The following is a 14211-nucleotide window of genomic DNA, read 5'->3' on the forward strand; positions in this document are numbered from 1 at the left end:
CCTCTGGCGGGCCTCTCCGCTCTCCTGCCTTCCGGTGGTTTTCACTGGCCGTTCGATTTCCATGGCAGGCAGTTTCATGTCGCCCGTCGCCCTGGCCTTCGGGGTCCTGGAGATCACCGACAGCGCGGCCTGGCTGTCCGCGGTCACCGCCACTGCAATGGTGGCGATGGCCGCGACGATGCTGTTCGGCGGCGGTATCGCCGACCGGTACCGCCGCGATGCCGTGCTGAGCCTCACCAGTCTTGGCGCGGGGCTCACCCAGGCTGGCGTCGCAGTCCTGCTTCTCACCCATCAACACCCGGTACTGCTGCTGCCCTTAGCCGCCTCCAACGGCGTTTTCCAGGGACTGACCATTCCCGCGCTGCGTGGCATCGTCTCGAACCTCGTAGCTGGGCGCGGCCTTCAGCGGGCCAGCTCCCTGTTGGCCTCCGCCAGAAACACCAACCGGATCCTCGGCCCGGCCACCGCCGGTCTGCTGACCGCATCGATCGGCGGCGGTTGGGCGATCGCCGCGGACGCCGCCTCGTTCCTGCTGGCGGCCGCCTGCTTCGCCCGCATCTCACTGCCCGATCGGCGACCGCGCGCCAAGGACAGCCCGACGATGCTCGCCGACATGGCGGAAGGCTGGAGATACTTCAAATCTCAGCAGTGGATCTGGTCCGTGACCGTGGCCTTCGCCATTTTCAATGCCATCAACAGGGGCGTCTGGCAGATCCTCGGCCCCGTGATAGCCAACGACACCATCGGCGCCGCGGGCTGGGGCCTCCGTCCTGCACGGCGCTGACGACCACCTGACGGCCGGGACTCGGTGGGTGCTGGGCATCGCCACCGCCGGCTACCTGCTCAGCGCCGCGGTCATGCAGGCCCAACTGGGCGGCCGGGTCCGCGGGGCGGTGCTGTGGCCGGGTGCCGGCACGCCGCTGGCCATGCTGATCGCCTTGCTCGACCTCTCCGCCGTGATGACCGTGGTCCTGTTCGCCGCGCTGACGGTCGCCGGTGTGGTCGCCGGCTTCCTGCTGCACCGCTCCGGCGAGGTCCGCACCGCCAAGGTCTGATCTGACGGCACCGGGTTTAGGTCGATTGCTGTCTTACCGGGAGCCTCTCCCGCATCGACCTCCGCCCCCACCCACCCTCGCCGACCTGCAAGATCAGGTTGGAAAGGGCTCCTTATACAGCAAGCCTTCCGCGAGTCCGCGGGATATTTCTTCGCGTTCCGGCAGCGTCAGCATCACACGCACGGCGGGAACCTGTCCCACCGAACCCCCAAGATCAAATGCTACGACCGTCTGAATCCGCCCGGTTCAGACGCAGAACGCCGGTGGCTGCGGGGCAGCTCACCGGCGTTGGACGTCGAGCGGAGACTCCGGGATTCGAACCCGGGAGGGGCTATAAAACCCCAACCGCATTAGCAGTGCGGCGCCATAGACCAGACTAGGCGAAGTCTCCTCGACGGCGCGTAGCCGTCGAACGACGAGGATACCGGACCCTGTTGGCGGCGAGCAAAGAGGTATGGGGCGTCGCGGGAGCGGTTCGTACCGGGTGAAAACCGCGAGGTCCGGTTAGGCTCTCGCGGATGGAGGATGAGCAGCCTCGTAAGCGCTCGGCCGACGCGGAGTTCAGCGCCCCCGACCAGGCCCCATCGGGTCGTCGTCGGGCGGAGAAGGCTGCCCCTCCGCAGGTCACGTTCCAGCCGCCGACGCCCGAGCCCACCGTGCGCCCCCGCCGCCCGAAGAGCCCCGTCCCGAATCAGGCGGAAGATCAAGACCCAAAAACTGATTCGGGTACGCCCACAGAACCTGCTCGCAACCCAGCCCCACAGCCGCCTTCAGCTGGGCGCCGCAAGTCCACCGCCCGCAAGGCCACGCAATCCCCAACTCCCGCCGAGCCCAAAGCCACCCCCGGCCACCCCCAGGCTTCCCCACCTCCCGCCGCACCCGAGACGCCCCCCGGGCAACCGCCGGCCTCCACACCTCCTGTCAAGCCCGAAGCGACCACCGGACAACCGCCGGCCTCCACACCTCCCGCCCAGCGCCCACCCAGGGCAACCACCCCGGCGAAGAGGCCCCCCGCCAAGGCCGCCAAGAAGGCCACCCCAGCCAAGGCCGCAAAGTCAGCCCCCCGAGCCAAAACCACCAAACCCCCAGCGCAACCAGCCCCCGCCGAGCCCACGACTCCAGCCCTCACCACCCCAACGGCCGCGGCGCCAACTAAGGCAACCGCACCCGCGTCGGCTAGGGCGACCGAACCGGCAGTGCCCAGCTCAGCGGCCGAACCCACGAAGGTCACCGAGCGGACACCCGCCAAACCACCAGCCCCCACCCAGCGCCCCAGCAAAGCAACCCCATCAACGAAACCGGCAGTCCCCGGCGGCGAGCCGATCGACAAAGGCCCCGCCACGGAAGGCACCAAGCCAACCCCCACCAAGGAGACCCCGCCTCCGGTGACCACCGCCGCCCCGTCCCAGAAGTCACCGTCCGACCCGAAGCCCGCGTCGGCAAACCCGCCCCCAACGGCGGCAGCCACCGAGCAGCACAAAGCAGGCACCGAGCAGCAGACACCGGTGCCCGCAGCCCCGAAGGCGGAGCTGCAGGCACCGAAGCCCGCAACGCCAGAGGCCGCACAGCACGAAGCCCCGAAGACCCGCACCGAACCTTGGGCCCAACTGGTGGCCAACCCAGGTCATGCCCCCGAGCTGCTGGCCTTGGCGGCCGTACAGACCATCGGTCCCCGGGCCGCCGACTGGGCCCGCCGCCTGCGCGAGCGCTACCCCCACGCCACCGACGCCGGCCTGGCCCGCCTGGCCGAACGCCAGTTCATCCGCTTCGGCGGCGTGGGCAGTGTCTTCGCCGCCGCCGCGGGCTCCTACGTCCCGGTCGCCCTGCTCAGTTCCAATGCGCTGACGTACGCGGAGCTGATTCTGCACGTGGCCGCCGCCTACCGGATCGACCCGACCGATCGCGATCGCGCCGTCGACCTGCTCGTCCTCACCCAGGTGCACGCCACCCCGGAGGACGCCGAGGCCGCCCTGACCGCGGCCGAGCAGCCGGCCTACGAGGAGGAGACCCGCCTCACCGACGCCGTCTGGCGCCTGGCCCGCATGGCTTCCGCCCAGGCGGGCGCATGGGCCCTGGTCCGGGGCATCAACCGCCTCTTCCCAGGCGTGACCGTGCTCTCCGCGATCATCACCAGCCGCTCCGGCGTCCGCACGGTCAGCGCCCGCGCAACCCGCTTCTACAGCCGCCTGAACCAGGAGTCCAGCGCCGGCTGAACAGCTCGCCGAACGGCCGGCCGGGCCGACGGTTGCGGTCGAGGCGACGCAGCGTATGCGGCAGGCCCGGATGCAATCGGTGGTCACAAAAGCGGCAGGGGAGGTGGGCGGCCCGCTCAGAGCCAGCTCAACCAAGACTCTGGCAACAGCGTGTAGCCGACGAACGCGACAATATCCAGCAGCGAATGCGCCACGATCAACGGCATGACCCGCTTGAACCGTACGAAGAACAGCGCGAACAAGACCCCCATGATCGCGTTCCCCACGAAGGCGCCGAACCCCTGATACAGGTGGTACGACCCGCGCAGCACCGCCGAAGCCCCGACGATCGCCACCAGCCGCCACTGAAGCCCCTGCAGCCGGGTGACCAGATACCCGACCACGATCACCTCCTCGAGCACCGCGTTCTCCACGGCTTTCAGGACCAGCACCGGCACCGCCCACCACACCGGCTGCAGAGCGGCCGGCACGATCTGGGCGTTCAATCCGAGCTGCGCCGCGGCGTACACCAGCAGAAGCCCGGGAATCCCGATCAGCGCGGCCAACCCCACCCCCCAGCCCCCGTCGAAGCCGGGCCGCACCAACGGCTGGCCGAGCGACGAGCGCCGTGACCCCAGCAGATACAGCGCCAGCAGCACCGGCACCAGCGCGAAGAAGATCCCCAGCAGCTGGTACGTCAGGTCGAGGTACGGCCGCGGCGACTGCGAGGGGTTGAGCGTGGCCTTCGAGGCGGAGAGCGGACCGGCGGTCAGTTTGGCGATGAGGGACACCACGGCATAGACGGCGCTCGCGCCGAGGGAGAGCAGCAGGACGAGAAGGATCTCGATCCCGGGCGAGGTGCGGCTGGAGCGTTCGACGTCGCTGGTCACCCGCACAACGATAAGGGTGGTCAATCGCACTGATGGTGCGTCGTAAATCCGACTGCGCTGCCCACCCTGAGTCACATGGGAGACCTCGCGCGCTTGCTCAAGGAGAGTTGGAGCCTCGTCGAGGAGCATCAGGACAAGGTCGCCGGCTACTTCTACGCGCGGATCTTCCTCTCGCACCCGGACCTGCGGGATCTGTTCCCGGTGCACATGGACGTCCAGCGATCGCGGTTGCTCAACGCGCTCGTCACCGCCGTGCAGACGCTGGAGGATCCGGAGAAGTTCGACCAGTACCTCCGTGACCTGGGGCGCGACCACCGCAAGTTTCACGTGGAACCAGAACACTACGAGGTGGTGGGCGGGGCGCTGATCGAGGCGATGCGGCACTACGCCGGGGAGCAGTGGAGTGTCGAGTTCGATCAGGCCTGGGCGGACGCGTACGCGGCGATCGCGGCGAAGATGCTGGCCGGCGCCGAGGCGGACAGCCTCCCGGCGTACTGGTACGGCGAAGTGGTCTCGCATGAGCGCCGGGCCACGGACATGGCCGTCTTCACCGTGCTGCCGATGCAACCGCTCGACTTCCGCGCGGGGCAGTACGTGAGCCTCGAGTACCCGCGCTCACAGCCGCGCCTCTGGCGGACGTATTCGATCGCCAACGCGCCGCGGCGGGACAACACCCTGGAATTCCATGTACGCGCGGTCGGCGCCGGCTGGGTGTCGTCCGCGCTGGTCCGGCGCCTGCAGGTCGGCGACATGGTGAAGCTGGCCGCGCCGATGGGCTCGATGAGCCTGGACCGCCGCTCCACCCGGGACGCGGTGTTCGTGGCCGGCGGCACCGGCCTGGCCCCGGTCAAGTCGATGCTGGAGGAGCTGACCCGCTACAACCGGACCCGCTGGGTGCACGTCTTCTTCGGGGCGCGTACCCGCGACGACCTGTACGACCTGGCCGAGCTCAACCGCCTGGCCGCCCGCTATCCGTGGCTCTCCGTGGTCACCGCCTGCAGTGACGACCCGACGTTCCCCGGCGAGCAGGGCAACATCTCGGATGTGGTGGCCCGGTACGGGCCCTGGAACGAGCACGACTTCTTCGTGTCCGGCTCCGGCGCCATGGTCAAGGCCACCCTGAAGACGCTGGCCGAGCAGCAGGTCCCGTCGATCCGCATAAAGTACGACGCGTTCAACTGAACGGCCGCCCGGCCTGCTGGTACTCGGACACCGGAACCAGCGTGGCGTCGGGCGCCATCCGGTCGACGTACAGCTTGCCGTCGAGGTGGTCGATCTCGTGGTTGACCAGCCGGGCCATCGCCTGCTCGAACGACGTGATCACCCGCGTGCCGTCGAACCGGGCGTGCTCCACCTCGATCCGCAGCGGCCGCACCACCAGGCCGCGGTAGTCGAAGAACGACAGGCAGCCTTCGTACTGCTCGTCGCGGTCGCCCGACTCGCCGACCACCCGCGGATTGAGCAGCACCACCGGCTCGGCGTCGCGCTCCGGCGGCCTGACCACCGCCGCGGCCACGGACAGCCCGATCTGCGGCGCGGCCAGTCCGACGCCCCGGCTGAAGTCGTGCAGGGCCTCGAGGCGGTGGAGCGCGGAGAGCAGGGCGGTGACCGCGTCCTTGGCGTCGCCCTCCTCCCGCGGCAGCTGGAAGTGCCGGGAGCGCTGCCGCAACAGGTCGGCGCCACGCTGGACGATGCCGATGCCACGCATCCGGTGTGAGGCGCGGGGCTCGATGGCCGGCAGGGCGGAGCCGTTGATCGGGGCGACCTCCTCGTAGATCGGCGCGCCCGCCCCGCGGAACCGCCACTCCAGCCGGTACCGGGCGTTGAGCAGCGGCTGGTCGGTGGACCACTCGAAAACCGCCCGGCCGTGCTCGTTGTGACGTTCGGCCGGCGTCCGCACGGGTACCTCAGCGGCAAGGGATGTCTCCAGGCCCCACACCTGCGGATCGAAATGCACCGGGAAGTCGAGCCGCACGGTGAGGTGCCGGGTCGGCAGCCGCATGGCGCGCTGGAACCACTGGCCCCACTTCTCCTCGCCGACGGTGTAGCCGTAGGTGATGGTGGTCCGTTCGCCGGGATAGAGGGGGAACTGGCCATGCTCGTTGGCGAACAGCAACCACACCTCCTTGGACGCGTCCCGGTCGAGCTTGAGCCGCCGCTGCATGGGCTCGGCGGCCTCGCCCTCGCCGGCCACCGCCTCGATGTCCAGTTCCTCCCAGGTCAGCGGGTGCTGCCGGTGGTGCTGGTTGGAGCCGGTGGGATCGTTCGGGTAGCGGTCGACCGAGATCTTCATCAGGTACCGGGTGACCGGCTCGTTGCCCGCGTTGTAGAGCGCCCGGCGGATCACGCATCGGTAGGCGCCGTCGGAGTACCGGAGCTCGGCGTCCTCCCGCTCGACGATCAGCCCGGTGCCGGGCGGCATCCACTGCGCCGGCACCGGCGGGTCACGATGAGCCGCCGCGCCCCGGGCGTGGCGAAGCTCGTCGTACTCCTGGAATTTCTGCCAGATCGCACCGCCCGCGGAAAGCACGGCCTCGGCGCGCCGGGCGAAGTCTTCGGTGGGCTTGTGCCGGCGACCCTCCACGTGGCTGACGTACGACGGATCGAAGCCCATGCGTGCGGCGAGCTGCTTCTTCGTCATGCCCCGCTCGGAACGCCATTGAGCAAGGGCCGTGACGAACTGGTCGGCAGCCCGCTCGACGGGCGAGGTGGTCATCACGGATGTCCCCTTCGCGACGGGAAATTCAGTGTCGCTGGCTCCCGGTGTCAACAAGGGGCTAGTAGCGCGTTGCCGACAGATACCTTGACGAATCCGGCAACGTGGCAACGGTCCGTCAGGACACCGTCGCGTCAGGTATTCGGAGGAATAACACCTGTTGGGGGGCGGTGTGGGTTATCCGGGGCTACCGTGGTTAGGTTAGCCTTAACAAGGTACGGTCAACGCCGATCCGGGGAGGCAAGGGATACGTGACGGCAGCACTCGCGATGCCCCAGCCTCTGGCGCCCGTCACCGACACCCTGCGGGCCATGTTCGGCACCAGCACCCAGCTGCCCGGCCTCGCCCCCGACCTGCTGGTCACCGACCCGGCCGGCTGGCGGCCGACCGCCGATCTGCAGGGCGCCAGCCTCGACGCGCTGCTCGAGGCGTCCCGCCGGCGGTGGAACGCCCAGCCCCATGCCGCCGCGGCGCTGGCCTGGAAGGCGTACACCTATTGGCTCGCTCTTCCGGCGGTCCTCGGGTACGCGTCGGCGCGGCGGGTGCCGCTGCTCACCGCGCGCAACGTCCTGATGCACTTCGACGACCCGCGTCCCCTGGTCACGCTGGGCCTGCGGGCCGACATCCCGATCGCGGTGCTGGCCACCGATCCGCTGGCGCTGAGCGGCCTGCCGCAGGTCAAGGTGGTGCCGAACGAGGCGGCGCTGCGTGCCGAGTTCCGCGCGTCGCTGCTCGACCATCACCTCGACCCGCTGCTCGACGCCATCCACGACCGTGTCCGGCTGGGCCGCCGCACGCTGCTCGGCTCGCTGGCCTCCGGCATCGCGTACGCGGTTCTCCGCTCGGCCGACGTGCTGCCCGGCCGGTCCACCGACACGATCGACACGCTGCTGGCCGCGCTCGGCGTCGACGACCTGATCGAGCTGGTCGACGGGCCCAACGGCGCCCTCGACGTCCAGCGCAAGACCTGCTGCCTGGCCTTCACCCTGCCGCAGCCCAAGGTCTGCAAGGGCTGCTGCATCAAGTAGTCAGGCCTTGGCGCGCGACAACACCACCACACCGAGGCACATCTCGTCGCTGGTCCCCTCGCCCCACACCACGTAGCGCGGCGGCTGGTTCCGCAGCTGGGGCAGCTTCTGCCGCAATCCCACGTCGTGCGTGCAGGTGACCCGCAGGGTGTCGCCCGGCTTCACCGAGACCGGCTCGGCCAGCGGTTCGATCCCCTGCTCGTCGAAGTTGTACGACGGGACGTCCAGCAGCGTTTTCCCGGAAGCGGAACCGGGGTTGAGCTCGACCTTGATCGACCGGCCCAGCAGGTGCATGTGCCCGCCCAGCGCATAGACCGTGGCCGCCGACGGCACCGGGAAGTCACAGCGGGTCTCGGTCGAGGCGACCGGCGCCCGGCCCTGGTTGCAGCGCTGGTTCAGGGCCTCCACCCGGCCCCGGGCGTCGTCGCCGAAGCGCGCGGCCACGTCCTTCACCGCCGCCGACCGGTCGCAGAGCGCCCCCTTCTCGCCCGGCGCGCAGGCCAGCTCGATCGGCGCCGGCAGCAGCGAGGTGCTCAGTGGCGTGGTCCCGGCCCGGTCGGTGAGCCTCAGCCGTACGCCGGAGCGGTCGGTGTCGCCCGGCTTGGCCACCAGCAGGTTGTAGTGCACCTGCATGACCAGCTTGCTCCCGGCGGCCATCGGGTAGCCGATGTCCGGCCGCAGCAGCGTCTCGTCCGCGCCCGGCGCCCAGGACGCCACCCAGGCCGCGGTCTCGGCGATGCCCGCGTTCCCGAAGCAGGTCCAGCCCTCGCCCGGCGTGCCCGCGTCCATCTGCTCGGCCTCGGCGGCCTGGTCGGGGGTGATCCGGAAGAAGATCGCGTGGTGTACGACGGCGGCGTTCTGCGGCAGGAACTGGCTGCCGGTCAGGAAGGATTCGCCGCTGATGCCCGGGTCGACGAGGAAGCAGCGGTAGTCGTCGGTGCCCCCGTGCGGCGCGGCCGGGGCGTAGGCGGCCGGCATCGAGACGTCGACGAAGCGCTCGCCGGCCCGGAGCGGCGCCGCCGGAGCGGCCGATCCGGAGTGCTGATGGACCGGCGGCGCGGCCTCCCCGGCGCTCTGACCAGAAGAACAGGCGGAACCCCCGAGGAGTACGCCGACGAGCACGCTGATCCATCCGATTCGCCGCATCTGTACACCACCCCCGACAACGCAGCGTGCTCTACTTCGGACCATCTGTCACTCTTCGGTGCACTATCTGACGTTCCCGCCACTCCGGTTCCGCCGGATCCCTCATCTCCCTCGAAAATCTGACGAATCGACTACAGGAGGAGTTCGCCGAACCGGGCGAGCGGGCCGGATGGGCGCAGGCGGCGGAGAACCGGGCGTTGATCTGCTTATGCTGCCCTGGACCGGTAGATCAACTCGGGCGGCGACGAGAGCAAGGAGTGACACGCGAATGACGGAGCGTACGTTCGCGGTCCTCTCGCCCTTCGTCGGCGGCGACTACTACGGCGCGATCATCGCGGGAGTCAACGCGGCCGCCGCCGCCCGGGGCGACGCGGTCATCGCCATCCAGACGCTCGACCCGGGCTCGCACAGCGCCGACCACAGCGGGCTGCCCGATTTCCGCCGGCCGGTGGCCTGGGACCACGTCGCCGGGCTGATCATCCTGCCGGGGGCGGTGCACACCGAGTACGCGCTGGCCGCCCGCCGGACCGGGAAGCCGGTCGTGCTGATCGGCCACGAGATCGACGGCGACAGCTCGTCGGTGGTGGCCGACAACCGGTCCGGCGTACGCGAAGCCGTCACCCACCTCATCACCCACGGCCATGAGCGGATCGCCTTCGCCGGCAACCTCAGCCACTTCGACGTGCGGGAACGCCACGAGGGCTACCGCGAGGCCCTGTTCGCGCACGGGCTCACGCCGCGCGCCGACCTGCTCTTCGACCTCCAGGACAACCACGAGACCGGCGGCGAGGACGTGGCCGACCTGCTCATCCAGGCGGAGATGCCGGCCACCGCGATCGTGCTGGGCACCGACCGGAACGCGATCGGGCTGTTCCGCCGGCTGGCCGCCGCCGGCTACGAGCTGCCCGGTGAGCTGGCCGTCATCGGCTTCGACGACATCCCGGACGGGATGTACCTCTATCCGGCGCTGTCGACCGTGCGGCAGCCGCTGGACCAGGTCGGCGCGGCCGCCCACGCGCTCGCCCGGGAGCTCGCCGACGATCCGGACAAGCCTCGTGAGCTGCGCGAGGTGCCGACCGTGTTCGTCCGCCGCGACTCCTGCGGCTGCCCCAGCGACGGGCTGCCGGTCTCCGAGCCGCACACCCGTGAGCTCTTCGGCGACGTCCACTACCTTCAGACCACCCTCAATATCCAGTACGAGCTGAGCATCGAACTGCTCGGCACCCGCGGCGAGCGGGATCCCCGATCGCTCACCTGGCTGGACCGCACCACGGCGGTCGGCGGCGTGCTGGGATTCTGGTCCGCCGGCGACCACCTGGACCTGGTCGGCGAATTCCGGCTCGGCGCCGGTGGAGCGCCGGCCGGCGTGGTGGGCACCTCGATGCCGGTCAGCCAGTTCCCGCCGCGGAGCCTCTTCGACCTGGCCGACGGCGCGGCCGGCGACATCGTCTTCGTGGTGCCGGTGAAGAGCGAGTCGCACAACTGGGGGCTGCTCTCGGCGGTCGGCCGGATCCAGGCCAGCACCCCGCCCGGCCGCGAGATGATGAACCACTCCGGCTCGCTGCTGGCCGCCGCGCTCGACCACGTCACGATGGTCAAGGCGCTGCGCGAGCAGGAGGAGCGGCTGCGTAACGCCGCCCTGCACGACTACCTGACCGGGTTGCCCAACCGGGTGCTGCTGGCCGACCGGCTGCGGCAGGCCGGGCTGCGGGTGTCCCGGCAGGCCGGCCACCGGTTCGCGGTGCTGCTGCTCGACCTGGACGGGTTCAAGGCGGTCAACGACTCACTCGGGCACGCGGCCGGCGACCAGATGCTGGTCGAGGTGGCCACCCGGCTCACCGGGCTGCTCCGGGAGTCGGACACGGTGGCCCGGCTCGGCGGCGACGAGTTCGTCGTACTCCTCGACGGGGTGACCGTGCCGGACGGCCCGCAGGCCGTCTGCGACGCGATCCGCGCCGCCCTGACCAAGCCGTTCGTGATCGACGGCCGGGACGTGCAGGTCGGGGTCAGCATCGGGGTCGCGCTCTCCACGCCGACCGCGTCCGACCCCGACCACCTGCTGCGCGAGGCGGACGCCGCGATGTACCGCGTGAAGTCGGCCGCCCGCAACGTCGCCGGCTGACCCGGGCCGGCTGAACCGGGCCGGCTGAACCGGTGGCTAGCTGATCACCGGGCCGGTCAGGACCGCGTTCGGGTTGTCCACCAGGCTGCGCACGTTCCAGGTCCAGACGCCGCCCTGCCAGGTCGGCTCGAAGCCGAGCAGGTCGGTCATCGCCCGCAGCATCTCGACGTCGCGCGTCTGCGGCTGGAGGACGATCACGCCCGCCTTCCAGTAGCGCAGGTCGGCCAGCGTCATCTCGCGCCGGGTGTCGGTGATCTCGGGGGTCGGGTTGCCCTGCTGGATCGAGGCCATCAGGCCGCTGGTCGGCCGCCACGGCGGCGAGAACAGCGCGGTGCGGTCGGTCGGGTCGAGCGGGTTCTGGTTGGGCAGCAGCGCGTAGGTGCCGGAGATGCGCATGTCCAGGCCGGTGTACGCGGTCCAGCGCAGCGGCTCGGGGTAGCCCGAGTCGGGCAGCGGCAGCGTCACCACGGTGTGGTTGTCGTCGGCGTACTGCTTCCAGGCGCCGGAGGTGACGAACTCGGGGACCGGGGTCATCGGGGCGCTGCGGACCGGGGTCGGCACCAGCGGCACCAGGGCCATCGCCACCGAGGTGATCATCGCCACCCGGACCGGGCCACGCGCCGACGGCTGGGAGCGGACCAGGTCGATCGCCTTCTGGCAGCCGATCGCCAGCACGATGCCGACCACCGGGGCGATCGCCATCGCCCAGCGGGTGGGCACCGCCGAGTTGAGCACCGGGACGCTGTGCAGCACGGCCCAGATGCCCGGGACGCCGGTGTTGATGCCGTTCAGGTAGATCCGCGGGCCGAGCGACATGGCCGCGAACAGCAGGCCGATGCTGCCCAGGGCGACCACGGCGACGTTGCGCCGCAGCCAGACCAGCAGGCCGAGGAAGAGGATGACCAGGCCCCAGCCGAAGAACGCGTTCTCCTCGGCCGGGTTCTGGGCCAGCCGCTCGGCGGTCAGCTCGTTGCCGGCCACCGACCGGGTCGCGTACGAGGTGAACGAGCCGAGGTCGGCGCCGAAGTTGCGGACGAACTGCGGCAGGCCGTGGTAGCTCTGCGGCCCGAAGAACTGCACGGCCAACGGGTAGGCCAGCGCACCCAGCGTGACGATCGCGGTGACGCCGAGCCCGCGCAGGAAGGTGGCCACCTCACCGGGGTGGGTACGCCGCCGGGAGATCGCCATCACCGCGCTGAAGATGCCGAGGCCGACCGCGGTCATGAAGAGGATCTCGAGGTTGATGAACGCCTGCCAGATCAGCAGCCCGCCCAGGATCAACCCGTTGCGGAGGGCCTTGCCCGGCGTCCGCAGCGCGAGGCAGCGCCAGATGATCAAGGGCACCAGGAATTGCGAGACGATGTTCGGGTGACCGCCGGCGTGCGAGATCATGCTCGGCGCGAAGGTGCAGAACAGCGCGCCCACCCAGGCGGCCAGCCGGGACGCCACGAACACGCGCGAAAGCACCAGATACCACGAGATGCCGGTAACTGCCAACGCGAGCGTAAGAAATAAGTTGAAGGCCACATGTGGGCCGAACAGAAGAGTGATCGGCGTCATCGGCAGCGAAACGGCCAACACCGAGGTGTTGGCCATCATGTTCACCCCGTCGGGGTAATTCATGCGATCGGAGAAGAACGGATAAGCGCCATCCGTAACGACGCGAGCACCGTGCGCCAGCATCATCTCGAAGAACGCTTGATCTTGTGGATCATCACGCAACTGATGATCAAGATTGAGCCACAACGGCGCGGTGATGAAGAGCGCTACCCCAACCAAACTGCATATGGCGAGGACGTCCCGCCAGGTGAGAGTCCGCCAGAAGCGCGGGCGAGCCGCAGGCTCGGCCTCGGGCTCAGCTGCGGGTATGACCGCGATCGTGGGACCGGACACATCGACGCCGAGGCTCCGGAGTTCCACATCGATGTCGCCGGACTCGGCAACATCGCGGGGCCGCATGGCACTCCCGCCGGCTGACTGACCGCTCGAGTCAATACCCGTAATCGTCATAGCATCGGCCACCCTAACCGAGGTTGGTAACGTTGCAGTGTCGGGCGGCCGATGCGTGATCGAGCCGATATGTGACATCGCGTCCAACCTCACCGCGTACCCGCGAGGCAATGTCTCAATCAGGCAAAAAATGAGTGGCCCTCCCCCGCTCAACTTTCGCCACTGGACGCCGGATGGTTAACTCGGTCAGTCCCGCTGTCAGCTCGGATAGGCAAGACGAGGGAACTTTACTTATGGCAGACATCACCGGAGACCAGCGGATCCAGTCCGAGGTCCTCGAGGGCCTTGCGACGGCCGTGAACCACCGGCGCTGGTTCGTCGAGCTGGCTCTCCCGTACCTCGGCGACAACCCGATCGAGATCGGCAGCGGCCTCGGCGACTACGCGCTGGAGTGGTCGGAGCACCTTCCGCGGTTCACCGCCACCGAGGCCGACCCCGATCGGCTGGTGCAGCTCAAGGAGCGCCTGGCCGACCACCCCAACATCGACGTGCGGCAGATGCTGCTGCCCAGCCCCGAGGCGAACGGCGAATACAGCGCCGCCGTGTCGTACAACGTGCTGGAGCACATCGAGGACCACGTCGGCGCCCTGCGCAGCATGGCCGATCTGGTTCGCCCCGGCGGCCGCGTCATCCTGATCGTGCCGGCCTTCATGTTCGCGATGAGCCAGGTCGACATCGCGACCGGCCACATCCGGCGCTACACGAAGAAGACGATGCGGGCCGCGATGACCGAGGCCGGCCTCGAGATCGAGAAGCTGCACTACGCCAACGCGCTGGGCCTGATCGGCTACTACGGCGCCACCAGCATCTTCAAGCTCGCCCCCAAGGAGGGGCCGATGGTGAAGATCTACGACAGCGTGGTGCTGCCGGTCACCAAGGCGGCCGAGAGCGTCATGAAGCCGCCGTTCGGCCAGTCGGTCTTCGTGGTGGCTCGCACCCCGCGGTGACCACCGTCCGTCGAGGAAGCCCGGCGCCGTACGCGGCACCGGGCTTTTTTGTGTCCCCAGCTCGGAGACGCACACGTGGTGCGCGCCACATTCCGGCGGCCCGGC

The 14211-nt window shown here is 69.6% G+C and carries 12 protein-coding genes and 1 tRNA gene; 8 read left to right on the top strand and 5 right to left on the bottom strand.

The window, feature by feature from the left end; translation table 11 throughout:
- Positions 1–34 precede the first annotated feature (34 nt).
- Together AB0M54_RS30870 and AB0M54_RS30875 are read left to right on the top strand one after the other, a co-directional pair.
- Entirely contained in the window at positions 35–784 is a 750-nt protein-coding gene (locus tag AB0M54_RS30870) for an MFS transporter (protein ID WP_364475216.1), read from the top strand.
- Between the two features lie 28 nt (positions 785–812).
- Entirely contained in the window at positions 813–1055 is a 243-nt protein-coding gene (locus AB0M54_RS30875; RefSeq protein WP_364475218.1) for a hypothetical protein, read from the top strand.
- Positions 1056–1355: 300 nt separating this feature from the next.
- Here AB0M54_RS30875 and AB0M54_RS30880 read toward each other — a convergent pair.
- Positions 1356–1446: transfer RNA gene (locus tag AB0M54_RS30880), tRNA-Ser, on the bottom strand.
- 994 nt (positions 1447–2440) lie between these two features.
- On the opposite strand from AB0M54_RS30880, the gene AB0M54_RS30885 reads away from it, so the two are divergent.
- Entirely contained in the window at positions 2441–3268 is an 828-nt protein-coding gene (locus AB0M54_RS30885) for a hypothetical protein (RefSeq protein WP_364475220.1), read from the top strand.
- A 116-nt stretch (positions 3269–3384) separates the two neighbouring features.
- Here AB0M54_RS30885 and AB0M54_RS30890 read toward each other — a convergent pair whose 3' ends face one another.
- Positions 3385–4137 carry a CPBP family intramembrane glutamic endopeptidase gene (locus AB0M54_RS30890; protein ID WP_364312610.1) on the bottom strand — a complete coding sequence of 251 codons (753 nt, stop codon included), beginning with the start codon at positions 4135–4137 and terminating at the stop codon, positions 3385–3387.
- Positions 4138–4212: 75 nt separating this feature from the next.
- Here AB0M54_RS30890 and AB0M54_RS30895 point away from each other — a divergent pair, with 75 nt between their 5' ends.
- The gene (locus AB0M54_RS30895) at positions 4213–5319 is read left to right on the top strand and encodes a globin domain-containing protein (protein WP_364312608.1); all 1107 of its coding nucleotides are present in this window, start codon (positions 4213–4215) and stop codon (positions 5317–5319) included.
- Here the strand turns inward: AB0M54_RS30895 and AB0M54_RS30900 are convergent.
- On the bottom strand, positions 5312–6853 hold the full coding sequence (locus tag AB0M54_RS30900; protein ID WP_364475222.1) for a peptide deformylase: 1542 nt from the start codon (positions 6851–6853) through the stop codon (positions 5312–5314). The genes AB0M54_RS30895 and AB0M54_RS30900 overlap by 8 nt on opposite strands.
- 269 nt (positions 6854–7122) lie before the next feature.
- On the opposite strand from AB0M54_RS30900, the gene AB0M54_RS30905 reads away from it, so the two are divergent.
- Positions 7123–7881, top strand: coding sequence for an IucA/IucC family C-terminal-domain containing protein (locus tag AB0M54_RS30905; RefSeq protein WP_364316948.1), 759 nt, complete (start codon positions 7123–7125; stop codon positions 7879–7881).
- On the opposite strand, the gene AB0M54_RS30910 is transcribed toward AB0M54_RS30905, so the two are convergent.
- Complete coding sequence (locus AB0M54_RS30910; RefSeq protein ID WP_364475224.1) at positions 7882–9027, bottom strand: monooxygenase; 1146 nt, start codon at positions 9025–9027, stop codon at positions 7882–7884. It abuts the gene before it with no gap.
- A 268-nt stretch (positions 9028–9295) separates the two neighbouring features.
- Here AB0M54_RS30910 and AB0M54_RS30915 point away from each other — a divergent pair, with 268 nt between their 5' ends.
- Entirely contained in the window at positions 9296–11149 is a 1854-nt protein-coding gene (locus AB0M54_RS30915) for a GGDEF domain-containing protein (protein ID WP_364475226.1), read from the top strand.
- A 36-nt stretch (positions 11150–11185) separates the two neighbouring features.
- Here the strand turns inward: AB0M54_RS30915 and AB0M54_RS30920 are convergent, their stop codons facing one another.
- A complete protein-coding gene (locus tag AB0M54_RS30920) occupies positions 11186–12616 on the bottom strand; it encodes a hypothetical protein (protein WP_364312597.1) in 1431 nt (476 codons plus the stop codon).
- A 60-nt stretch (positions 12617–12676) separates the two neighbouring features.
- Between AB0M54_RS30920 and AB0M54_RS30925 the strand changes: the two genes are divergently transcribed.
- Positions 12677–13126, top strand: a complete 450-nt coding sequence (locus AB0M54_RS30925) for a hypothetical protein (protein ID WP_364475228.1) — start codon at positions 12677–12679, stop codon at positions 13124–13126.
- A 266-nt stretch (positions 13127–13392) separates the two neighbouring features.
- On the top strand, positions 13393–14106 hold the full coding sequence (locus AB0M54_RS30930; protein ID WP_364312593.1) for a class I SAM-dependent methyltransferase: 714 nt from the start codon (positions 13393–13395) through the stop codon (positions 14104–14106).
- Positions 14107–14211 lie beyond the last annotated feature (105 nt).

The organism is Actinoplanes sp. NPDC051470 (assembly GCF_040682035.1).
GTDB lineage: Bacteria > Actinomycetota > Actinomycetes > Mycobacteriales > Micromonosporaceae > Actinoplanes.